Origin of the sequence: Helicobacter cinaedi PAGU611, assembly GCF_000284635.1 — a bacterium.
Taxonomy (GTDB): Bacteria; Campylobacterota; Campylobacteria; order Campylobacterales; family Helicobacteraceae; genus Helicobacter_C; species Helicobacter_C cinaedi.
The window spans coordinates 1,334,285-1,356,068 of record NC_017761.1 but is presented as its reverse complement, the minus strand read 5'-3'; the positions used below and the strand labels follow the sequence as shown (position 1 = coordinate 1,356,068).

The 21,784-nt window shown below is 34.0% G+C and carries 31 protein-coding genes, 1 pseudogene and 1 CRISPR repeat array; of the genes and pseudogenes, 24 read left to right on the top strand and 8 right to left on the bottom strand.

What is annotated here, in order from left to right:
• Positions 1-24 precede the first annotated feature (24 nt).
• Genes HCN_RS11460 through HCN_RS12030 form a run of 5 tightly spaced genes read left to right on the top strand, consistent with a single transcriptional unit; the run spans position 25 to position 3,171 of the window.
• Positions 25-162, top strand: a complete 138-nt coding sequence (locus HCN_RS11460; protein ID WP_154645880.1) for a hypothetical protein — start codon at positions 25-27, stop codon at positions 160-162.
• Between the two features lie 12 nt (positions 163-174).
• Positions 175-987, top strand: coding sequence for a metallophosphoesterase family protein (locus tag HCN_RS06810; protein WP_014667009.1), 813 nt, complete (start codon positions 175-177; stop codon positions 985-987).
• Positions 988-991: 4 nt separating this feature from the next.
• The gene (locus HCN_RS06805; protein ID WP_014667008.1) at positions 992-1,330 is read left to right on the top strand and encodes a hypothetical protein; all 339 of its coding nucleotides are present in this window, start codon (positions 992-994) and stop codon (positions 1,328-1,330) included.
• 1 nt (position 1,331) lies between these two features.
• Positions 1,332-2,777: a type IV secretory system conjugative DNA transfer family protein gene (locus HCN_RS06800; RefSeq protein ID WP_014667583.1), complete on the top strand. Its 1,446-nt coding sequence runs from the start codon at positions 1,332-1,334 to the stop codon at positions 2,775-2,777.
• Positions 2,743-3,171 carry a hypothetical protein gene (locus HCN_RS12030; RefSeq protein WP_232501854.1) on the top strand — a complete coding sequence of 143 codons (429 nt, stop codon included), beginning with the start codon at positions 2,743-2,745 and terminating at the stop codon, positions 3,169-3,171. The genes HCN_RS06800 and HCN_RS12030 overlap by 35 nt, the downstream gene beginning before the upstream one ends.
• 5 nt (positions 3,172-3,176) lie before the next feature.
• Here the strand turns inward: HCN_RS12030 and HCN_RS12025 are convergent, their stop codons facing one another.
• A complete protein-coding gene (locus tag HCN_RS12025) occupies positions 3,177-3,875 on the bottom strand; it encodes a hybrid protein contained Cpp29 and VapD (protein WP_014667581.1) in 699 nt (232 codons plus the stop codon).
• A 221-nt stretch (positions 3,876-4,096) separates the two neighbouring features.
• Here HCN_RS12025 and cas9 point away from each other — a divergent pair, with 221 nt between their 5' ends.
• The 16 genes from cas9 (at position 4,097) to vapD (ending at position 16,065) form a co-directional block, all read left to right on the top strand.
• A complete protein-coding gene (gene cas9 / locus HCN_RS06785) occupies positions 4,097-7,168 on the top strand; it encodes a type II CRISPR RNA-guided endonuclease Cas9 (protein WP_014667007.1) in 3,072 nt (1,023 codons plus the stop codon).
• A 1-nt stretch (position 7,169) separates the two neighbouring features.
• A complete protein-coding gene (gene cas1, locus HCN_RS06780) occupies positions 7,170-8,066 on the top strand; it encodes a type II CRISPR-associated endonuclease Cas1 (protein ID WP_014667006.1) in 897 nt (298 codons plus the stop codon).
• Positions 8,056-8,511, top strand: coding sequence for a CRISPR-associated endonuclease Cas2 (gene cas2 / locus HCN_RS06775; RefSeq protein ID WP_014667005.1), 456 nt, complete (start codon positions 8,056-8,058; stop codon positions 8,509-8,511). Before cas1 ends, cas2 begins: the two co-directional genes overlap by 11 nt.
• 157 nt (positions 8,512-8,668) lie before the next feature.
• Positions 8,669-9,695: a CRISPR direct-repeat array (repeat unit 36 nt; unit sequence ATTCTAGCATATAGAAGTTTAAGAAGGGACTAAAAC).
• Between the two features lie 31 nt (positions 9,696-9,726).
• A complete protein-coding gene (locus HCN_RS06770; RefSeq protein WP_014667004.1) occupies positions 9,727-9,945 on the top strand; it encodes a hypothetical protein in 219 nt (72 codons plus the stop codon).
• Positions 9,946-10,034: 89 nt separating this feature from the next.
• Positions 10,035-10,352: a hypothetical protein gene (locus tag HCN_RS06765; protein WP_014667003.1), complete on the top strand. Its 318-nt coding sequence runs from the start codon at positions 10,035-10,037 to the stop codon at positions 10,350-10,352.
• Positions 10,353-10,565: 213 nt separating this feature from the next.
• The gene (locus tag HCN_RS12020) at positions 10,566-10,751 is read left to right on the top strand and encodes a hypothetical protein (protein ID WP_231996504.1); all 186 of its coding nucleotides are present in this window, start codon (positions 10,566-10,568) and stop codon (positions 10,749-10,751) included.
• The gene (locus tag HCN_RS06760; protein WP_014667001.1) at positions 10,720-11,250 is read left to right on the top strand and encodes a hypothetical protein; all 531 of its coding nucleotides are present in this window, start codon (positions 10,720-10,722) and stop codon (positions 11,248-11,250) included. The genes HCN_RS12020 and HCN_RS06760 overlap by 32 nt, the downstream gene beginning before the upstream one ends.
• Positions 11,250-12,398, top strand: coding sequence for a hypothetical protein (locus tag HCN_RS06755; protein WP_014667000.1), 1,149 nt, complete (start codon positions 11,250-11,252; stop codon positions 12,396-12,398). The genes HCN_RS06760 and HCN_RS06755 overlap by 1 nt, the downstream gene beginning before the upstream one ends.
• 214 nt (positions 12,399-12,612) lie before the next feature.
• Positions 12,613-13,521, top strand: a complete 909-nt coding sequence (locus tag HCN_RS06750; RefSeq protein ID WP_014666998.1) for a hypothetical protein — start codon at positions 12,613-12,615, stop codon at positions 13,519-13,521.
• 148 nt (positions 13,522-13,669) lie between these two features.
• Positions 13,670-14,137: a hypothetical protein gene (locus HCN_RS06745; RefSeq protein ID WP_014666996.1), complete on the top strand. Its 468-nt coding sequence runs from the start codon at positions 13,670-13,672 to the stop codon at positions 14,135-14,137.
• Between the two features lie 9 nt (positions 14,138-14,146).
• On the top strand, positions 14,147-14,284 hold the full coding sequence (locus tag HCN_RS11650) for a hypothetical protein (protein WP_014666995.1): 138 nt from the start codon (positions 14,147-14,149) through the stop codon (positions 14,282-14,284).
• Positions 14,285-14,419: a hypothetical protein gene (locus HCN_RS12400; protein WP_268257962.1), complete on the top strand. Its 135-nt coding sequence runs from the start codon at positions 14,285-14,287 to the stop codon at positions 14,417-14,419. It begins immediately after the preceding gene.
• 74 nt (positions 14,420-14,493) lie between these two features.
• Complete coding sequence (locus HCN_RS06740; RefSeq protein ID WP_014666994.1) at positions 14,494-14,781, top strand: hypothetical protein; 288 nt, start codon at positions 14,494-14,496, stop codon at positions 14,779-14,781.
• Positions 14,769-15,245, top strand: coding sequence for a hypothetical protein (locus HCN_RS06735; RefSeq protein WP_014666993.1), 477 nt, complete (start codon positions 14,769-14,771; stop codon positions 15,243-15,245). The genes HCN_RS06740 and HCN_RS06735 overlap by 13 nt, the downstream gene beginning before the upstream one ends.
• A 113-nt stretch (positions 15,246-15,358) precedes the next feature.
• Positions 15,359-15,697 carry a hypothetical protein gene (locus HCN_RS06730; protein ID WP_014666992.1) on the top strand — a complete coding sequence of 113 codons (339 nt, stop codon included), beginning with the start codon at positions 15,359-15,361 and terminating at the stop codon, positions 15,695-15,697.
• Positions 15,694-16,065: a VapD family protein gene (gene vapD / locus HCN_RS06725; RefSeq protein WP_014666991.1), complete on the top strand. Its 372-nt coding sequence runs from the start codon at positions 15,694-15,696 to the stop codon at positions 16,063-16,065. The genes HCN_RS06730 and vapD overlap by 4 nt, the downstream gene beginning before the upstream one ends.
• 72 nt (positions 16,066-16,137) lie before the next feature.
• On the opposite strand, the gene HCN_RS06720 is transcribed toward vapD, so the two are convergent.
• Positions 16,138-16,419, bottom strand: coding sequence for a nucleotidyl transferase AbiEii/AbiGii toxin family protein (locus HCN_RS06720; protein ID WP_014666990.1), 282 nt, complete (start codon positions 16,417-16,419; stop codon positions 16,138-16,140).
• A gap of 52 nt (positions 16,420-16,471) precedes the next feature.
• The gene (locus tag HCN_RS06715; protein ID WP_014666989.1) at positions 16,472-16,645 is read right to left on the bottom strand and encodes a hypothetical protein; all 174 of its coding nucleotides are present in this window, start codon (positions 16,643-16,645) and stop codon (positions 16,472-16,474) included.
• A 385-nt stretch (positions 16,646-17,030) separates the two neighbouring features.
• On the opposite strand from HCN_RS06715, the gene HCN_RS06710 reads away from it, so the two are divergent.
• Genes HCN_RS06710 through HCN_RS11020 form a run of 3 tightly spaced genes read left to right on the top strand, consistent with a single transcriptional unit; the run spans position 17,031 to position 17,725 of the window.
• Complete coding sequence (locus HCN_RS06710; RefSeq protein ID WP_014666988.1) at positions 17,031-17,330, top strand: hypothetical protein; 300 nt, start codon at positions 17,031-17,033, stop codon at positions 17,328-17,330.
• Complete coding sequence (locus HCN_RS06705) at positions 17,318-17,467, top strand: hypothetical protein (RefSeq protein WP_231996501.1); 150 nt, start codon at positions 17,318-17,320, stop codon at positions 17,465-17,467. Before HCN_RS06710 ends, HCN_RS06705 begins: the two co-directional genes overlap by 13 nt.
• Before the next feature lie 9 nt (positions 17,468-17,476).
• Positions 17,477-17,725 carry a hypothetical protein gene (locus HCN_RS11020; protein WP_014666986.1) on the top strand — a complete coding sequence of 83 codons (249 nt, stop codon included), beginning with the start codon at positions 17,477-17,479 and terminating at the stop codon, positions 17,723-17,725.
• Positions 17,726-17,788: 63 nt separating this feature from the next.
• Here the strand turns inward: HCN_RS11020 and HCN_RS06700 are convergent, their stop codons facing one another.
• From HCN_RS06700 to HCN_RS12015, 5 genes and pseudogenes are all read right to left on the bottom strand, one after another.
• Complete coding sequence (locus tag HCN_RS06700; protein WP_331838532.1) at positions 17,789-18,667, bottom strand: tyrosine-type recombinase/integrase; 879 nt, start codon at positions 18,665-18,667, stop codon at positions 17,789-17,791.
• Between the two features lie 180 nt (positions 18,668-18,847).
• Positions 18,848-19,039 (bottom strand): annotated as a pseudogene (locus HCN_RS12495) (Arm DNA-binding domain-containing protein); the annotation flags it as partial.
• Positions 19,040-19,050: 11 nt separating this feature from the next.
• Positions 19,051-19,491 carry a hypothetical protein gene (locus tag HCN_RS06695; protein WP_002957420.1) on the bottom strand — a complete coding sequence of 147 codons (441 nt, stop codon included), beginning with the start codon at positions 19,489-19,491 and terminating at the stop codon, positions 19,051-19,053.
• A gap of 188 nt (positions 19,492-19,679) precedes the next feature.
• Positions 19,680-21,518 carry a hypothetical protein gene (locus tag HCN_RS06690; RefSeq protein ID WP_014666983.1) on the bottom strand — a complete coding sequence of 613 codons (1,839 nt, stop codon included), beginning with the start codon at positions 21,516-21,518 and terminating at the stop codon, positions 19,680-19,682.
• Positions 21,515-21,703 (bottom strand): hypothetical protein, encoded by a 189-nt coding sequence (locus HCN_RS12015; RefSeq protein WP_014666982.1) that lies wholly within the window; start codon positions 21,701-21,703, stop codon positions 21,515-21,517. Before HCN_RS12015 ends, HCN_RS06690 begins: the two co-directional genes overlap by 4 nt.
• Positions 21,704-21,784 lie beyond the last annotated feature (81 nt).

The window sequence follows — 21,784 nt, the reverse complement described above, 5'->3', positions numbered from 1 at the left end:
TAGATTTTAGGCAAGGATATTTTTTTGAGAGTTGAGGCGTTTAGTAGATTTGTGCAAATTAGCATTGAGGAATACAATCCCGCACTTACGCAGATTCTTAACTATGCAAAAAAGCATTTTCAGCAGATTTCACACCTGAACTTCAAAAAGATATGTATATAAAAGGATTCAAAAATGAGTAATATTTACTTCTTTGGTGATACACACGGAAGCCTTGATATAGATAAGATTTTTATGCCTAGTTATCAAGCAGATGATTATATTATTGTCTGTGGAGATTTTGGCGTATTATGGAGTGATGAAACGGGTGTGTTTAAGCAAGATGATATGCTAGAAAAAGAAGCCAAGCTAAAAGAACGCATTCAAACCTTGCCTTGCACTCTTTTGTTTATAGATGGTAACCACGAGAATTTTAATCGCCTAAACACTCTTAAGCAAGTTGAGAGATTTGAATCTATTGTGGGTGAATATATAAAAGATAAATGCTATCATCTCAAAAGAGGGAATATTTATAATATAATAGGACATACTATTTTCACTATGGGTGGAGCTTTAAGCATAGATAAGGCGTGGAGGGCTGAAAGGCTAAGCTGGTGGAGGCAAGAAGCCATTACTCAAATGGAACTTGAGAATGCTTTACACAATATACAAAACTATAAGGGAAAAATAGAGCTTGTAGTAACCCACACTTGCCCCCAAAGCTTTTTAAGCCCTTTAAGCGAACTTATCAATATAGACCATAAGATTCACGATGAGAATCCATACAAGCTAGAAAAGATTAAAAACGCTTTGATTGATAATCATCAAAAACCACAATTTTGGATATTTGGTCATTGGCATAGAGATGTGAATTTTACAAGCGATGAGATAGAGGCAAATACCTTGTATTTGCATTGCTTGAAGTTAGATAAGCATAAAAACTTTGAGCGATTTGATTTTAGAAAAGAGATTTTTTATGCCAAAACGAGAAATAGACATAAGGAGTGATTAAATGATAAAAATAAAACTTTCTACTATATTATTTATTATTGCAATAATTGCAAGTAATGCTAATGCGGTTTTCTGTGTTGATTTTGCAACACTTAATGTATATGAACAAATGACAAATAGTAAATATACTCAAGGAGATAATGAAATTGGAAATGAAATAAGAAATATTACCAATACGATAAAAAGTGAAATTAAGCAAATAGAAAACAATAACAAAACACTATTAAAAAACTTAAAGAGAGCAAAAGAGGCCGAATCAATTTTGGCTTTGAAAAAAAGCTTTTTGCTTAAACAAAACAACGAGTTACAAAGCATAAATAACAATATAAAGGCAAACTAGAATGAAAATTGAATCTGCAAAAGTTAATTTATACAAACCATACCAAAATAATCTTTGTATTTTTTTACAAGAAGAAGAGGTTTTGCAAAAATTAATTTTATTTGGTGGAATTTTAGGCTGTATTCTTGCTTTCTTAACTTCTTTTTTTACTATTGGAGAAAATATTGCCATAGGACTCTATATGCTAGGAGTCATATATGCAGGAATAATGATAGGACTTTATTTTGTAAGCGAAACAAAAGATACAAAAGAAGCTGTTATTCCAAATGAAGCAGATAAAGAGTATTTACTTTCACTTGGATATGAAGTGAAAAAGTTTTATGGAGACGCTGTTAAAAGTGGTAGAGTAAAAAACAATAAAACTCGTCCTTTGCTTATAAATGCAGAAACAATGAAACGGCACTTTCTTGTAATGGCAACCATTGGAGCAGGAAAATCAGTTCTAATGAAAGGATTGATAGAACAATATGCCGTATTGGGCGGAGGTTGTTTTATTATTGATGGTAAGGGGACAGATGAGTTTGCAAAGGAAATATATGGAGTAGTTGCAAGTGTGGGGAGAGAAGATGATTTTGTATATCTTAATTTTTTAGATATGGATAATACTCACACAATCAATCCATTATTGAGCGGAGGGGCGTTAAGTATATATGAAATTCTTATTGCTTTATTGATAGGAGAAGAAAACGAATGGAAAGAAAAACAAAAAGAATTTATGAAATGTATCCTCAAACTTATGGTGTATAAAAGAGATAATGAAAAAGACTTTGTTTTTGACTTTTCATCACTTACAAATATGATGAGTCTTGTAACGCTAGTAAAAACTGCAATAGAATATAAACATTTAGCAAGATATAATGTTGGAATAATGGATTTTGTTAAATATGTAAGTTCTACCATTGAAGTGGATATAAATGATTTTTTACAAGGAGATAAAGAAAATAAAAAATGGGTAGATGAAATGATTAAAAAAACAAGTGGAGAGGGGCAAGGCATTTATGATGTTTCTGTATGCGTTGGAGCTTGGAGAAATGTTTTGACAAATTTAAGCTCAGACTATGGTAGGATTTTTAACGCTCCAAACCCTGATATTTCTTTATGGGAAGCTACACAAAGAAATAAAATTATATTTGTAACATTGCCTACAATGGATTCTGATACTACTCCAAAAGAGCTTGGAAGATTGTTGCTAGGACTTATTAAAGGAGTCGCCGCCCAAAAAGCAAAATTTGCAAAAGAATCTAAAATTCCTTTTGCTTGTTTTTGTGATGAGTTGGGAAGCTATGTTATTGAGGGATTTGGAAGATTAGAATCTAAAAGTAGAAGTTTGGGTATTAGCGTTGTTCCATTTTTTCAAAGTCCCGCACAAATTGATGTTGTTGCAAAAAATGATTATGAAAGAAAAGAAATCATTGATGTTACTATTAATGAAAAATATGCACCCTGAAACAACAGAATTTTATGCAAAAATGGTTGAAAAAATTAAAACAATGAGCAGAGACTATCTTAAAAGGCGTGATGGAGCTAAAGGTTCTGGAGCGACAGAAGATACTTTTAGAATAGAAGAGAAAGAAGCCATAGAACATAATGAAGTAGTAAATATGAATAATGGCGAGATGATGATATTTGCTAATGGCAAACTACATAGAGCCATAGCACAAACGGAAACTTCTTTAATGGCACTTGGTAAAAAAACGACTTATCAAGGAATGAGTAGCGAAAAAATTCCATTAGTTCAATATGTTAGCAAAAGACTATTTTTTAAAAAGACTAATGAAATTGTTAAAAAACTAGGATTAAGTTATGCAACAAACACAAATGCAGAAGCAATGAGTAATTGAATTTATCATCTTTTGCGTATTTTTATAGAATCTGTATTCTTGCTTTTGTTATTTGTTAAAGTTAAATCCTGTGTAATGCTATCTTTGAGCTGTAAAGTATAATCAATCATTACAGGCTGGTCATAGCCTCGTATGCTTTTAACACAATGAGGTAGCCAAGTGAGTTGTCTGCCCATTTTTTCAATCAAGTCCCCTAATTCATCATCGCTAAATTTCGTAGTAGAATCATAGACTGAACCCTGCATACGCATAAAATCATACTTTGCAAGAAAACTTCCTATATCATTATAGGCATTATGCCAATCACTTTCAGTGTAATACTCTTGCAGAGCTTTAGTATCTAAATCAAAGGCTATGGTTTTAAGTTTTTTATGTCTATTTTGCCAAATTTCATTGTCTTTATCTTTTTGAAAGAGTGCAATCAAATCGCCCACATAGTTTGGATTATTGCTATCGCCTAGCCAATCCCAACTTTTAACATTCTTAGCAAACCAATCGCAATGTTTTAGACAATTAAATACTAAAATCCCCAAATGTGCCTGTGCGTTTTTCTCTCCTCTAAACTCATAATGATTTTTAGATACTTTTGTAAGCCCTGCTCTTTTAGTAGCCAACTCTTCTATCTTTGCATACATTTCATCTAAGTCATAGATGTCCTCTCTTAGAATCTTTTCTTCATCTAATTCAAATCGTGTGCCAAACATAGTTAATCCTTTGTGAAATTTACAAAAGAAACAAAGGGGAGGACGACAACTGCCACCTTCCCCCTTTGCGAGTGTGATTATAACATTGTATTCTATTAGGAATCTTAAAGAAAAAATGAAGTGTAGAAGTGCATATGAATACAACGAAAATTAGCACCTATTTAATAAAATTTTCAATAAAAGTTGTTATCATATACGACAAGTAATAAAGAGGTGTGTGTATGAAAATATATAGCTTTGACATCGGTGTAGCGAGCATTGGCTGGGCGTTTATAGAAAATGAAGTGCTACAAGATTGTGGTATTAGAATCTTTACCAAAGCAGAAAATCCAAAAAATGGAGCCTCCCTAGCTTTGCCTAGGCGAGAGGCACGAGGAGTGCGAAAAAGATTAGCTAGGAGGAGAGGGAGATTAAACACCATAAAACAATTACTTTGTAAAGAATTTGGATTGCAATTAGAAGATTATTTGAGTAATGATGGTGAATTGCCAAAAGCCTACACTGCTTCTAAAGCTAACCCTTTGAAATCCCCTTATGAGCTACGCACACTTGCCCTAAGTCAAAAGCTAGATTCTAAAGATTTGGTGCGTGTGATTTTACACATTGCAAAGCACCGTGGCTATGGTAATAAACACGCCAAAGACAGCAAAGACACAGAATCTGGCAAGGTTAAAAAGGCAATAGAATTTAATCGCAAGACTCTAGCAGAAAAGGGTTATAGGAGTGTTGGAGAATATCTATATAGAGAATTTTTCCAACAAAGCAGAATCTCACAAAATAACGGTGCAACAGAATTTATCAATGTGCGAAACAAGGCTGGAAATTACGAGCATTGCGTAGCACAAGATATGCTAAAAGAGGAACTTGAGAGCATATTGAATGCACAAAGGCAGTTTGGATTCAGTTTAAAACAAGATTTTGAAAATAAATTGCTAACAAAGATTTTTGAACAACGCCCATTAAAAAGCTTTGCTGATAAAGTTGGAAATTGCTGTTTCATCGCTGGGGAAAAACGCACACCAAAAGACTCGCTTAGTGCAATAGAGTTTATCGCTCTATCTCGCACTATCAATACTCTTATAAATCTCTCAAAAGAAAGTGGTGAAATATACAATAGAGCGATAATTTTACAAATCGTAGAATCCACACTCAAAAAGGGCGAAATAAGCTACAAAGAGCTACGAGAAATAATAAGACTAGATGAGCGTTTAAGATTTAAAGATCCTAGACTAGATTATAGTAGAGAGATAAAAGAAGCAGAAAAGGTAAAATTCTTAGAATTTAAACAATTGAAAGGATTCAAAAAAGCCCTAGGAGAGAGTTTTACCACACTTGCAAGATCACAGCTAGATGAGATAGCAGAGCATATTGCATTGATTAAAGATCGTGTGAAATTAAACGAGAAGCTAGAATCTTATGCGCTCACAAAAGAGCAAAGAGAAGCCTTAAGTAATCTTAGCTTTTCTGCACATATCAATCTAAGCCTTCAAGCCTTGAAACAGATTCTACCCTTTATGCGTGGAGATAATGGAGAGCAGTGCTTGGACTATGATGAGTCTGTAGAAAAAGCAGGGTTAAAAGCTCTAAGCAAAGATACTTTAAAAGGGCAGATGCTCCCACCGCTTAATGAGTTTGAACCATATCTCTCAAACCCCGTTGTAGCAAGGGCATTAGCCGAGTATAGAAAGGTGCTAAACGCGCTGCTTAAGCAATATGGTAGCCCCCATAAAATCCACATAGAATACGCCAGAGAAGCCAAGCTAAGTAGCACAGAGCGACAAAAGTATGAAAAAGAGCAGAAAGATAATTACGCCGCTAATCAAGCTGCCCACAAGAAATGCCAAGAGTTAGGGCTTGAGCCAAGTAGCACCAATCTCTTAAAGCTAAAGCTTTGGCAAGAGCAAGGAGGGTTGTGTCTATATAGTGGGGCAAAAATCACAATCTCCTACTTGCAAGATCCCACCGCATTGCAAGTGGATCATATCTATCCCTACTCGCGTAGCTTTGATGATAGCTATATGAATAAGTGTCTAGTCCTTACAAAAGCAAACCAAGAAAAGGGCAACCGCACGCCTTTTGAAGCCTTTGGAACAGACTCTGCCAAGTGGGGAGTTATCACAACCCTAGCCCAAAAGCTCCCACACAAAAAACGCCGTAGAATCCTAAACACAGCCTTTAACGATAAGGAAGCAGGATTTAAGCTCCGTAACCTTAATGACACAAGCTATATCGCACGCCTTGTAGCAGATTATACTGAAACATATTTGGAGTTTTTGCCCCTAGTTGAGAGTGAGAACACCACGCTTGGCAAGGGGCAAAAGGGGAGCAAAAAGCACATTGCCATTGTCAATGGTGCGCTTACTAGCACGATGAGATATTATCTAGGCTTTGCTAGCAAAGATAGGGATAATCACTTACACCACGCTCTTGATGCGGTGATTATTGGCTTTATGAATGATAGTGTGATAAAGGCTTTTAGCGATTTCAAAAAGACGCAAGAGACAAGCAAAGCCGCCTACTATGCCCACACTCTAAGTAAGCAGGAGTATAAAAAACAACGAGCTTTTATCCAACTCCCAAGCGGCGAAAATTTCCGCGCAAGCGTGCTAGAAAAAGTAGAATCTGTCTTTGTTTCCAAACCACCAAGAAAAAGAGTGAGAGGGGCATTGCACGAGGCTACCTTCTACTCGCCAAATGACCCCAAACTGCTTAAAAACTATGGTGGGACAAAGGGCGTGGAAAGGGCATTAGCCCTAGGTAAGATGAGAAAAGTTGGCGCAAAGATTGTAAGCAATGGCGCGATGGTGCGGGTGGATATTTTTAGACATAAAAGTAGCGGGAAATTCTACGGCGTGCCTGTTTATACAATGGACTTCGCGCTAGGGATTTTGCCAAATAAGGCAGTAGTTGTTGGCAAGGATAAAAATGGTGTGATTAAAGATTGGCTAGAGATGGATTCTAGCTATGAATTTATATTTTCACTCTATAAAGATGATTTGCTTTTGGTGCAAAAGAAAGAAATGGCGGAGCCTGAGTTATGCTACTTTATGAGTTTTAATTCTAGTATTGCACAAATTAGTGTAGCAAAACACGATAATAACTTCTCTACACTCACAAAGAACCAGAAGCTACTTTTTAGCAATGCCACGCAAGAAGATGTATCTGGCAAAAGTATTGGAATCCAAAACTTGCAAGTTTTTGAAAAATGGCAAGTCTCAGTTTTAGGTGAAGTAAAACGCACACAATCATACCCACGCGAAAACATATCTCTTGCCTCTAAAGCAAAGAAATAAAATGAGTTTTGATGAAGCCTTTAGAAGTGTCTTGGTTAGCTCTGAAGCAAAGCTTAGTTTGCAGGCAAATCACTTGGTGCTAAAGCAAACAAATAAAGAGGCAAAACTTTTTCTCAAAGATATTCATTTTGTGATTTTAGAATCTCCACAAATTCTTATTACTTCCGCCTTATTAAGTGCCTTTGCAAAACACAATATCGTTCTTTTGACTTGTGATGAAAGTCATCATATCAATGGCATTATGCACTCATATTTGGGGCATTTTCAGCACGCTAAAATTGCCAAGGAACAAATGATGGTCAGCACTCATAAAAAAGCGATTGTATGGCAAAAAATCGTTAAAAATAAAATTACAAATCAAGCCCGTATCTTAAAATTACACCACAAATCTAAAGAAAGCGATGAACTCTTAAGTTTTGCTAAAAATGTTTCACTGGGGGATTCTAGAAATTTAGAGGCAGTTGCAGCAGCAATATATTTTAAGGCCTTATTTGGCAAAGAATTTCACAGAGATGAAATAAACTTTATCAATTCTGCACTTAACTATGGCTATGCGATTCTTAGGGCTTGTATCGTGCGAAATGTCTGTATCAGTGGGCTTATTACTTGGCTAGGAATTAAACACGACAATATGTATAATAGTTTTAATCTTTGTGATGATTTAATAGAAGTATTTCGCCCGTGGGTAGATCTATGTGTGCTTAAACTGAATACGCTAGATAAAGAAGCAACCTTACGGCCAAACGACAAACGAGAGCTTATTAATATTTTACAACAAGCAGCCTTAATAGATGGCCAAAAACATCCTTTGAGCCGAGCCATTGGACGCTATATTCAAAGTTTTAGATCGGCGTTATTGGGAGATCAAACATTAATGGTTGTAAGTTTTGAAAGTTGAAGATAAATTTATGCGCATACTCTTAATGTTTGATGTGCCAACAAAAACAAAAAAAGAACAAAAACAAGCTACAAGATTTCGAAATGAACTCATCAAGCTTGGCTTTTTTATGATGCAATTTAGCGTGTATATGAAAATATGCAAAGGGTTAAGCTCGGCAAAAAGCTCTCTAAATGTTGTAAAAAAGGTGCTTCCACCTTATGGTAATGTCCGCGCACTTATCATCACAGAAAGACAATTCGACAATATAGAAATATTATTAGGAAACCCATCATTTAATGAGAATGTTAATGAAGATAAAAATCTTGTGCTATTTGACTTTGACGAAAATGCGGGTGATTACCGCTATGGTATGGAGTATCAAAAACAAGAAGAATTGAATACAACTACTACACAACCAAAACAAAAAATCAAAAATAGGCAACCAAGCCTATTTGAATTCTAGGGTTTTGATAGGGATATGATTTACCCTGCGGAAGACCCCTTACTCCCTTATTTTAGTCCCTTCTTAAACTTCTATGTCGCGAATTATAAAGGATTTCAGGTAATTTCCAGCTTAAAATCCTTTGAAATCCCTATCTATAGGCACCAACAGAGAGCCTATTCTAGCATATAGAAGTTTAAGAAGGGACTAAAACTTAGCACTATTTAGATACCTAGCGTGTTTGATTCTAGCATATAGAAGTTTAAGAAGGGACTAAAACGAAGAATCTCGTAGGCAAGAAGTGATTTAGATTCTAGCATATAGAAGTTTAAGAAGGGACTAAAACGAAGAATCTCGTAGGCAAGAAGTGATTTAGATTCTAGCATATAGAAGTTTAAGAAGGGACTAAAACTCTACATAATATTGCTTGTAAAATGCTCTTATTCTAGCATATAGAAGTTTAAGAAGGGACTAAAACAAGCAAAGATTGGAAGACGGAATGGACGCTATTCTAGCATATAGAAGTTTAAGAAGGGACTAAAACGTCATCTTTTAAAGTTTCTAAATCAAGTGTATTCTAGCATATAGAAGTTTAAGAAGGGACTAAAACTTCTTTAGCATTTCATTGGCAAAGCCTTTAATTCTAGCATATAGAAGTTTAAGAAGGGACTAAAACTTGCGGTTAAACTTGTTAAATTGTGCTAGAATTCTAGCATATAGAAGTTTAAGAAGGGACTAAAACTGTGGCAGTTTTTTGCTTTTTCATCTCTATATTCTAGCATATAGAAGTTTAAGAAGGGACTAAAACCGAGTATAAAAACGGGTATAGACTTGTCATATTCTAGCATATAGAAGTTTAAGAAGGGACTAAAACAAGATCCTCATCTCTATAGCGAGTATTCCAATTCTAGCATATAGAAGTTTAAGAAGGGACTAAAACAGATACCCATTATCATCGTAACTGCGTAAAATTCTAGCATATAGAAGTTTAAGAAGGGACTAAAACAGTATTTCGCTACACCCTTTATATTATACCAATTCTAGCATATAGAAGTTTAAGAAGGGACTAAAACTGTGGCAGTTTTTTGCTTTTTCATCTCTATATTCTAGCATATAGAAGTTTAAGAAGGGACTAAAACCGAGTATAAAAACGGGTATAGACTTGTCATATTCTAGCATATAGAAGTTTAAGAAGGGACTAAAATTAGTGAGATTGAAGCCAATTGGATACGAATAATGGCAGAGCTAGAGACACAAGATGGCGATAGTAACACTTCACAGAGTGTGGTTGAGTCAAAGCAGAATTTTAATGCCCTAAATGACTTTAAAAGTTATGCTGATGAAAATCAAAAGCAAACAACAAATGGCTTTTCATTTGGCTCTGCGTTTTCTAAATTGAAAGAAAAGGGCATTGAAGCAAAAGAAGCCATTGAAAAAAAGCAGAATGCTAGATAAGGTTAAAGAAAAAACAAGTGAGCTGACAAACAAAGGACTTGAAAAAGGCAAAGGATTGATTGAATCTCAAAAACAAAAAGGGGCTAACAATGAGCGAGATTAAGAATAAAACATTTGAAGATAAGTGCAATTTGTTGGGCAATACACTGCTAAAAGTTAATGATATTTTATCTAGTGATTTTAGGAGAGAGCTAGAATCTTTGAGTCCTTCTTCTATGAGTATGGATAAAAAACTTTTATTGTTTTCGCTGTATCATCTTATGAATGATGATTATCTTTTTTACAACTTTAAAATGTTGCTTAAAGAAAAGGTAGCCCAAATTGCTGAATGTTACTATTTTAATTTTGGTCTTACTGATTTTGGACTTTGCGACCTGCCGCCGCAAGATTTACCGCGAGATTTATAAGATAAAACACTAGACAACAAAAACAAAGCGGTAGATAGGATAGACAATAAGAAATTGCAATTTTAGAATCTCAATTAGAAGATATACAAAAAAGCATAAGAAATTTACAACTAAGTTTAGATTCTACAAAGAAAACATTGCAAAATCTCAAAGATATTGCGTGGGATAGAGATTCTAAAAAAGAAAGTAGCAAGATGTATAAAGTGCTAGAGAATGATAAGCCTAGCACTTGTAAGAAGCAATGTGGGAAATGTGGTTGTAGATAGAGAGTTTATGGAAAAAGAAATCCACAAACACCTTAATAATCCTGCATTAAGGGGAATGGTAACCACAGAAGAAATGCTCTCTTATCCTAAAGTGGCTAAGAATGTGGAAGCGGAATACAATTACGGAACATAAAGACTATACTTGGAAAGTTAAAGCAAATGATGAAAATATTTTACTATATGGAAGCAGAGAATATGTTAAAGACAATAAGGAAATCAATAGATTGCTAACAGCTCATTCAAGAACAGAATCAAATCAAAGGGTAAGATATAGCGAAAATGGGCGGACAAAGTCAGCTCCGCCTCCGTTATTTAACGACTCCGATTTTCGCACTTCCGCTAACCACACCATTATACCACAATCTCCCAACAATGATGAAGAAACATATATGATTCCTAATCAAAATACTTCTCATACACATTTTATTACACAAGATTCTATTTCTAATCTCTCATTAGAAGAACAAATATCTCTGGCCAAAGAAAATCAAAAAACACTCAATGCTATGCCAAAAGCAAGTGATATAGATAAAGATATAAATAAAGACAACACACAAGAGAATACACAAACACAAGATACTACACAAAGAGTAGAAACTCAATCTCAAAAATCAACATTAAGGAGAAAATGATGAAACAAAAAACACTTCTAGCAACTTTCATTGTTGCATTAATAGGATTAAACAATGCTAATGCTTTTAGTTTATTTGGAATGGAGATAAAATCTCAAGCCGAACTTGCTAAAGAACAACAAGAAAAAGCTCAACAAAAGATAATGGAGCTAAAAGCAAAAGAATTGCAAGAACAGGCAAATAGGGAAGCAAGGGAAGCTCTTGAAAAGCAATATCAAAATCAACAAGCACAAACCCCACAAAACAATCAAGCAATAAGCCAACAAGCAAGTAACACTCGTGGATTGGGAGACATTATAGGGGGAGGAAATATAGGAAATATTGTAGATGGAGCTTTAGGAGGAGTTTTAGATTCTGTTCTAGGAAAACTAGACTCTCAATTTTCAAATATTTTTAGCAATTCCTTAAATTTCATAAACGCTTGTTATGAAACTGATTTAAAACTTGATATAGACTTAGGTATAGATACAACTGATGTATATGCTATGGCTTCAAAACTTGATGAAATTAAAGTTAATATATGCTCTCTTGTCGGAGGAAGTGGCACTATGAATAAAGGCATAAGTGGATTCCAAAGTCTGTGTGAAGCCAAACAAAAAGAATTTAAAGACTATGTAAGCAGACAAGCAAATAACTTTACTGAATGGGCTGTGCTTCAAAATGGAGAAAAAACTACTGATTATAATGCAAAATTTGCAAGTGGAATATCTGTGGCAGATTTTGATTCTAAATGGGATATTAACAATCTTTTGAAAGATGATAGCACCATAAGCAAAATGCTTAAAGATGGAAAGATGAAAGAGCTAGAATTGTTTATGGATTATACAAAAAGTTATGGAGCTAAAACAGATATAAAATCAATCAATATGGAAGATATTAAAGCACCAAGCAGTATGAATGATTATCGTAAAGGCATAGACGATGGCATTAAAAACTATAGAACTATTATCAAAAATGCTAATCCGAGCCAAAGTGCTTCTTTAGCTCGTGCAAAATTGAGTAAAAACAATAAAGAAGATATGAAAAAATTATCAAATCAACTTAAAAGTGATTACAACAATGCAAAAATTGCAGAAATAGGCAACGCATTGGCTATAAGTGATTATAAAAAATTGCAATTCCTACACAAGATTATGTCAAACTTTTAAGAAAAGACTTGCAACCTGGAGCTATCGCACAAATAAGAAGACAACAAGCACAAGAAGTAGCATTAATTTCACAAATTGAAGAAAAGTGGGAGAGAAAATATAACCTCGCAAAATTACTTATTGATAAAGAGGTAATTTTATCCCAAACATTTGATGAGAAAAAAGTGAGAGAAGAAGCTAATCGCATTGTAAATAGCAATTAAAAGGGTAAAAAATGAATGAAATTGAAAACAAAGAAATAGCTACCATCTCTCCACAAGAAGAGACTATACAAAATGAAGCAATAACTAACAAAAATAATGTTGAAGAAAAATCTAAAGACAAAAATAAAAAGCAAAATGAAAAACTTAAAAAAAATGCAGTAGAAAAAGACCCACATAAAGAATCGCTCAATTTTCACTGCGAACAATTTTTTGGGAAAAATTGGAAATATATCGCTTCATTCTTAGGTATTGCTATACTGATTTTTGCGTATGAGCTAAATCATATCAGCACAAAAATGAATGATTTAGAGCAAGTAGTCTTAGAAAACAACTCAAAAGTTGTTTTAACAACAAGCGATGGAAGAGCAATTAAAGTAACAAAAGAGCCATTAAAAGCCGAATATTTAAAACAATTTGCCATAAGCACTTATGTCAATAATCTTATTGTGTCTCGTTCGCAACTAACGAATAATTTTCAAGCCCCACAATTTAAAGATTATGGGGAAGTAATGGATAATGTTCCACAAATTAGAAATATTCTTACAAATTTTATGGATTATAAAGAAGATGAAGAAAAGGGCATTAAAATTAATCAAGTGGCAGTTGGAGATTTAAGAGCTTATGTTCAATGGTTAATCTCTGTTACCGCACAAGACAAACTGCCTGAATATATTGCCATCAAAGATTATAGTGTAGAAAAATACGAATATACAGGCAATAAATTTAGCACTGAAATTATCATTAAAGTTGTAGCACAAAGTTATATTCTTAGCGAAAATAATTACAAACAACAAAATGGTAATTTTAAAATTATCAGTGAGGGAAGTTTTGACCTAAACAAATCAAGCGATATTAATCCTTACGGATTAAGAATTGAACGCATTAAAATAGAACCTGTTGTTAAATCAAAAACTAGCTAAGGAAACAAGACTTAACGAAAGAATGGAATTTAAAAATCCACTTGTAAAAGAATATTATGACAATTTGCAAGATGAGAATGAAAATAATCAATCTCACATTGCAAAAATAAAGAAAAGAAGATGATTAAAATCAAACAAGGAGTTTAAAATGGAACAAGAATATAAAGACAAAATAGAAAAACTTAATAGCGACTTAACAAAACTCACACTTGATTTACAAAAGGAAGTCAAAGAGCTTAAGGAAGACACACTTGTTAATGCACAGCACATTAAGATTCTAAAAACAAAGAACACAAATAATCTCAATACTATGAATGAAAATCTTAAACGACATATTGATAATACTGCAAATATGAGCTTTGCCTTAGCAGAAATTAGTGAAGAACAAGAAAGTAGTAATTATGAAAAATTCTTGAAAACACTATTAGAATCTGATTTTAAAGCCCTGCAACAAGAAATGATTGAAGAAACAAAAAGAGAACTTTTAACCAAAAAAGTTTCAAAAAATCAGCAAGGTGGATTTAAAATTGGAATGATTTTTAATCTCTTTGGACTTTTAAGCTTTTTATTAACTCTATGGATTTGTGCGAAATATAAGCTTTTGTTTTTTGCATAAGGAAAAAAAATGAAAAGTTTTAAGAAAGAATATAAAAATATCAATTATGGAGCATATAATATACTTATTGCAATAGTAGATGATGAAATTTACTTTAAGACAGAAGACATTAAGAAAACACTAAATCTTGATACATACAAAGAATAGATGTCAAATAAAACAAAATTCTGTGGCATTAATTCTGCATTAGAATTAACAAAATCTAGCTCCGTATATTATAAAAATGGCTTTGCACTTTGGCTGGAGTATGAATATAATCTTATGAAACACGATATTTTATAACTGAAAAGGGAGTTGTTATTAATGTATGAAACACAATATTCTTGTTATGAAGACAAAACATATAAGGATTAGGTATGAGCCATATTTCAAGCATAAATTTTAAAAAGTCAAAAGATTTTCAAGTATTCCATAACGCAAATATACGCCCTAATTATGCAATAGGAACGGAATTATCCTACAATCGCAAAGGCTATGAAGCCCTAAAAATCAAACAAGAGTTAATACAAAATGCCATAGAAGCCTATAATCGCACAAACCCCCCCCCCCCCAAAAAAAACGGACTCCAAATTTCAAAGCTAAAAGTTACGAGTGGAGTAGTGCAGTTTGCAATATCAAGCCTGATACCACAATGCAAGATTTAGAAGGACTTGCAAAGCATTTTGAAACTAAGTATGGATTCCAATGCTACCAAATCGCCATACATAGAGATGAAGGGCATATTGATGATAATGGAGAGAAAGTTATCAATCATCACGCCCATTTGGAGTTTATAACGCTTGATAAAGAAAGTGGCAAGAGCTTATTTCGTGCAGAATTGCAAAAACCTAAAGCTCTGCGACAAATCCAAACCGAAGTTGCCGAGATTCTACAAATGGAGTGGGGACAAGACAAACGCATCAGCAAAAGAGAACGCATAGAGCCACGCAAATATGGAGCTATGAAAGAAAAAGAGCGTGAAGCTCTGCGGAAACTTTTAGACTTTTATGATGAGATTCTAGGAATTGATACAAAAGGATTGTCTATCACTGAAGCACAACAGGCACATAAAAATCTTGTAAAGAAAACACAAGAAAAAAACATATTAAAAGGCATAGATAATATATAATATTATAGTAGAACATATAATATTATATACTTTGCTATATTTATCTATCTTATATTATATATATCAAATAAATGTTATAATGATAAAAATCTCTTACATCAAAGGAGTTTCAAATGACAGCTGTATCTACACAACACACACAAAGACGCTCATTATTAGGCACTAGAATTGTATTAGATGAAGAAAAGATTCTAAAAGAAAACAAATACGACTTAGATAGAATGTATGAGATTATTGATGAATTGGCTAAAGAATCTGGACTTATAAAGATAGATAAACACACCTATCATTGCAAAGGCAATGATAAAGACTTGGCGTGTTTAGGCATATTTGTATATAACAATCTTATTGATTGCAAATGGTTCACTTTGAATGTTAAAGAATGGGATTGGATAAGTGAAAAAGAGGGGAACGAGACTCTTATTGGCGATGATATGGGCGTTTGGCAATGAAGAATCGTAAAGCCCTAAACTTTGATTTATCTACAAATGAACTTAAAAAGCATTTTAATAGCACTGCGGAAGCTTATAGTCAAATCAAAATATTTATGATTGAAAATGGTTTTGAGCATAGGCAATATTCAGGTTATATTTCTAAAGAACCTATGAATGAAAGAGAAATAACAAAATTAGTTAGAAAACTTAATAAACAGCTATCTTGGCTCTCTACTTGTGTGCTAAATTTTGATGTAACAGATATAGGCGAACAACACGACTTAACACATTTGCTTACAGGTAAAAAATCAAAAATTGCAGAATTTGAAATAAGTAATGAATTTAACGAAGCTAAAAAGACAGAGCTTATAAGAAAACATAGATAAGGATATTATATTCTATTATAATATATATAAGTATATAATATTATATACTTGTATATATATATTATGTTATATTTATCTATGTTTGCTCACACGATACGACTTGATACGAATTCTACATTCCCTTAAAATAAAGATGTCTATAAATTTTTGAAATTCTTTAGAATTTGCGTTGCTTGTTCCATTATCCATAAGAAAAAAATCCAAATCATCAGAATACCTATAAGAGTCAAAATAAAATCTCTGCAAAGCCGTTCCACCTGTGAGATAAAATCTCAAATTTTCTTTGACAACTAAATCAATAATTGAATCTTGAGTTTTATACAATCGTATATATTTCTCTTCTCTTTCCCGCATTTGTTGTCCCATAGTATTGAATAAGTCTATCAAGTCTAGGCTCTAAATAAAATCACTTAAAATAACCCAATTTTTGATTTTGCTCTACAATAAATTCCCTTACCCATTCCTCTTTTATAATCCTTAAATCCTCTATCATTGCTTGAGAGCTTTGAAAAATTGCAGAAAAAATACGCTTTGCAAACTCTTTATTTTTAATATTTTCAACAATAAATTCCGCAGTCATATTTGTATTGCCTCAATAGCAATGATTGAGAATATTTTGAGCGATTTGAATTTGTGTTTTTGACATTTAAAACCTTAATATAAAATTAACCTATAATTAATTGTATTATAGGTTAATTTTATATTAAATAAAGCTTAAATATATAAATTGAAGCAAACTTCCCCATCATCTCTCAAAATTATAATCTGCTTGAAAATGTGAATCTAGTATCACTTTTGCAGATTATTTATGATGAGAGATGAGTATGAGCGGTAAATATTACAATAACATTTTTTTTTGTGTTATTGTAATAATGTGTCTCTATGAGATATGGTATGTTTCAGTATGTGTAAATTCAAAAAAAAGAATAAAAAGAATAAGACAACTGTGAAAAAGGAACAAAAAAATGAAAAAGAGCGTAGTTTCATTGGCGGTGGCAGCTCTCTTTGCTGGAAATCCGCTCCATTTAGGCGAAGTGTTTTCTAATATAGTGCAAACATACGAATACAGAAACCATAAAGAATCTTACGAAGCAATATGTAACAGGCTTATAGAAAGTTCTACATTATTGTTTTTAAGTATCGCAAAGCACCTAAACACTATGGAAAAAGAAGCGTGGGGAGATATAAGAAACGAGATAGACCATGTAATAAAACAGCCCAGAGCCGTGGAGACTTCAATGTTAAATACGCTATGTATGCGTTAAAGAGCTTACTAGATACGCTAGAACACAACAAAACCTTTGTAGCTGATGGACTGAGTCTTATTAAACACGATAATTTTGATATTGTTGAGTTTGGCAAAGATGTAGCTAAAGCACAAGAGGATATGGCTTGGGCTTAGGCTATTGTCTTGGCGTTATCGACAAAATCAATCAAAGCGAGATTGCCAGAAGAGAACTCCAAAAAACGCTTTGTTCTACAATATTGCCAAATTATGATGATTTTGAACTTTTCTTTAAGGGTGATATTTTGTAGATTAGCTGATGTTTTTGGTATTGCAAAAGAAGAACTGAAAAAGATGCTGGATATTCTTACCCCCTTTAAAAATGATACCAGCAAAGATTCTTTTAGTGACTGTATGGCTATTCCTCTATATTAAGTTTATGCAAGACAATGATTTTTAAATAGAGTTTGCTGTCAAAGGAGAAAATATTTCTCTCGCCTAGCGCTCTTTAAGCTCATCTAAGTAATCAGCCCACCATTGCAAAAGTGGTCTCATCTGCTCAACATAATAAGCTTTATGTAGATAGGCTTGTGTAACATTATTACCTATTCTATGATATAGCACAGCCTCTTTAATCTCAAATGATGCGTTATGTTTGTCTTGGTGTGTATCACAAAGGCTTCTAAAAGTTCCCCTAAAAGAGTGAAGTGTTTGCTTCCTGCCTCTTTTGGCATCTGCAAAACCCATAGAACGCAAAGCTTTATTAGCACTCTCTGACACCATCGGTTTATGTATTTTATTGTGTCCGTGGAATATCCAAACACCCCAACCTGTATTTTTTTTAATTTCCTTTAGAATCTCAATAGCTTGTGTAGGCAAAGGAAGAGAAAAATCCGGGAATGATTTCTTTTTGACTTTCATCTCGCTTCTTGGAATGGTGAGTATCTTTTTCTCAAAATCAACATAACTCCATTTAAGTGTGGCAAGGTTTTCAGCCCTTAAAGGAATAATGCTTACAAACTTTAATGCCGATCGTATAATAGAAGAATGAATATACCCATTAATAGCCCTCAAAAGTTCTCCTAGCGTTGCTTCATCTGTAATCTTTTCATAGTGATTTGTTACTTTAGGCAAAAGAAGTTGTTTTGTGTCAATTTTGAATAGGCAATTTGTTTCTGTGTATCCGCGACCAAGGGCAAATTGCCATATACTAAGACAATGGGCAAAAAGTCTTCTAGCAAGCTCTACCCTATAGTCTTGAATCTTTGCGATAATATGCGTAATGTCTGAATGTGCAATATCCTCAATGTGTGTGGAGCTTACAATTTTTCTATCAGATTCATATTTTGAAAAATTCGGCAAAAGGTGTTGCTCCATCATTCGTCTATCTCTTTTGAGTGTGGAATAGGTAACTTGCTTTTCTTTGAATTTGAGCCATGCTTCTACCACTAGGTGCAGTTGTCCCTCTTTCATTTTTATTTTGGCTGCTTTGTCTAGCTTTTTATTTTCTTGTGGATCAGCTTCTGCCAGAATAAGTTTTTTGTATCCAATAGCATTCTCTCTTGTCTGCTCCAAGGAAACAGATGGATATTGCCCAATAGTAATAAGCTTTCTTTTATCCCCAAAAGAGTATTGCATTTAAAATGTTTTTGAACCCGTAGGAGATACCCTTAAGCGCAATCCATCCCTATCATTTAAGAAGTAGTCCCTCTCTTTTGGTTTAGCTTTTTTAATTTCTGTTTCAGTCATAAAAATCCTTTTTATTGCGATTCATCAAGCTGGAATACGCCATTAACAATGCCGCTTACAGCCTCATCTATACCTATGTGAGCTCCAGACATATAGGCGTTAGTGAGCTCTTGGAACTTGTCAGCTGGGAAGCAGTTGTCTTTCTTTGGTTTTTGTCCTGCCTTGCAAGATTTGAATGAAACCTTGTTAAGATCATCAATGCCTAGTGGGGCACAATTACCTTGGGAAATCTTTTTGCCAAGTTGAGCCATCATCCCTTCTGCAAAGATGCTGGTTGTTATTTGATCGTAGCAACAATGGTGTTTGCGCTTTCTCAAAACTATCTTTCCCACCTTTTCTATATCTTCGCTAGAAACATGTGTGCAAAGTCCAAGCGAAATTCGTTTGTTTGTCCTGATATATTCTTGTCCTTCTGTAGGTGTTTTTTGTGCCCTTCTCTCTGCAAATTTCATATCGGTGCAAGTATCCCTATTTTCTTGAAGCTGTTTTAGAGTGTCAATAATGGCATTTGCAATAAATTATATGGTGTAGGAATAGCGGAAGCTATCATTTCAGCAGCCTGAACAGCAACATCTACAGGATCTATTTTGTTAGATGGGTCATTGCTATCTTCAGTTAAACCGGGCAATTCCTCTTTAAGCTATTCTTCTTTTGGAGATTCGCTCTCTATTGTTGGGTTTGCAAGCTTTGGATCTAAGAACCTTTTGCCATATTTTTGCCTAATAATATTGACTGTTTTTTCTCTACCACAAATTGTTTCAGCTGCTATCAGTGCATCTTGTCCGTTCAAAGCGTATAAGGCATAAACTGTTTTGTCATCTATTTTCCCAGATTCCTCAACATTATATCTCGCATAAAAATACTTGTCTATATCAGCAGCAGCTGCATTTTCATTTTCCATAACCAATCTCAATATACCAAGCTCATTGCCATTAATCATCATAGGCACTTTAAATGGATAATGAAGCTCATTCACTTCTCTTGTTCCCATTTGCCAAGCTAAAACAGCTTCATAGGTTAGCCCAAAGCGACCACTCATACAATTTGCATAATCCATAGCAATTTTATCTTCTTCATCTGTCGCTCCATCAAGCTCTTCGTTACTTAAAATTCCATCTGTAGAACCTGTTGTCCAAGCAGATTGTCTTTGTTTTTCTTTCTTGTCGTATATTCCTTTTATCCCTTTATTATCGCAATATTGTTTTAATATTTCTCCGGCAACTTTAACAGCCACTTGTGTTGCAACCTGCTTGAGTGCTTGTTTAATTGCTTCTTCAGTGGTTTTTTTGGCAATATTGCTAGCAAATTTCTTAAACCCTACTTTAAAGGCTGCCGCAGCTGCTTGTGTAGCTTTTGAAGCAATATTTCCAGTTCCATTTGCAAAAGCTTTCCCTCCAGCACTCATTGCATCATTCATTACCCCAGTAGATCCTGCAGAATAACCCATACTCGCATATTTTATGGCCATAGAAATCAAATCCATTGCGGTTGGCAAAAATTGTCCCTTATCGCAATAGCTAGCTTCTGCTCCAAAGATATGTGTTGATGCCTCCATAAGCCCCATTTGCCCCAAAGCTTCTGTGGCTTGTGAGAAGTCGTGGTTTTGCTTATTTGTTTGGACTTTTGGGATTCCACCCAAAAGTTTTTCTATATCTGGTGTTTCTGAAGTTTGTGTTGAATATTGCCTACAGCCTATTTGCTTATCGACTATAACGGTATATTTCTCAGTCACTTTTTTATTTAAATAAATAGTCTTGCCATTTACATCTGTTATCGGGTTAAGCAGCTTGGAACTTAGCACTTGACAACCATTATTACTATTTCCGCCTTGATTGATTGTAACACAAGCATTTGTAAGCTTACATTGAGTAGTGCAAGCCTTTTCATCACTAAAGGCATTTTTGCCAAGATATCCTGTAATTTTATCATTGCCTTGACACATATATCTATTGCCAGTGGATTCACTTGAAATTTCAACTTCAAACTCTCCACTCACTCTATTGCCAGTTATGTTGTCTGCAATCTTTTCAACGCTATATGTGATATTGCTTAAATCTTTAGGGTCTTTGACACTACTATTAAAAACAATAGAATCCCATCCTACCTGAATAGCATTTTTTGTTGTTCCATCCACAGTAAATAAATACTCACCCTGCCCACTTCCATCAAGTGGAATAGTAATAGTTTCTTTTTTTGTTGATCCATCAACATCCATTACTTCTGTTTCAAGGCTTACTTGCGAAGCATTATGATTTACACCTGCAAGTGGTGCTAATGGAATCCAACCTGCTTGTTCACTTAACTTTCCATTCTCTGCAGTAATAAGGGTATATTGCTCATCTCCATCATCTTTGACAAATGCACCTATTGGTTTATATGTACTTTTTCCAGAATTGTAGGCTTCTAGTGCTTTTTGATAAGCTTCTTCATATTGTAATCTCTGTTGTGGTGTAAGCTTATTAATTTCATCTTGTGTCATAGGCACTTTCTTTTTGCGAGTAAGGTGTTCTGCTGTATATGTCCATTTTCTGTGTTTTTGGTAAGTTTTGAGCTTGTAATCTCAATTATTTTGCTACCATCTCCAAGATCGGTAAGGGTTAAATTATTGCCTGAAACATTAGCCTTAATACCTTCTTTTTTAATATCACTTTGTTTTACAGGCACAAATAGCTCTTTTACACTTATGCCATTTAAATCGCTAACAGATAAAGCTTCAACATTGGAGACAACAATTTTAATACCTGT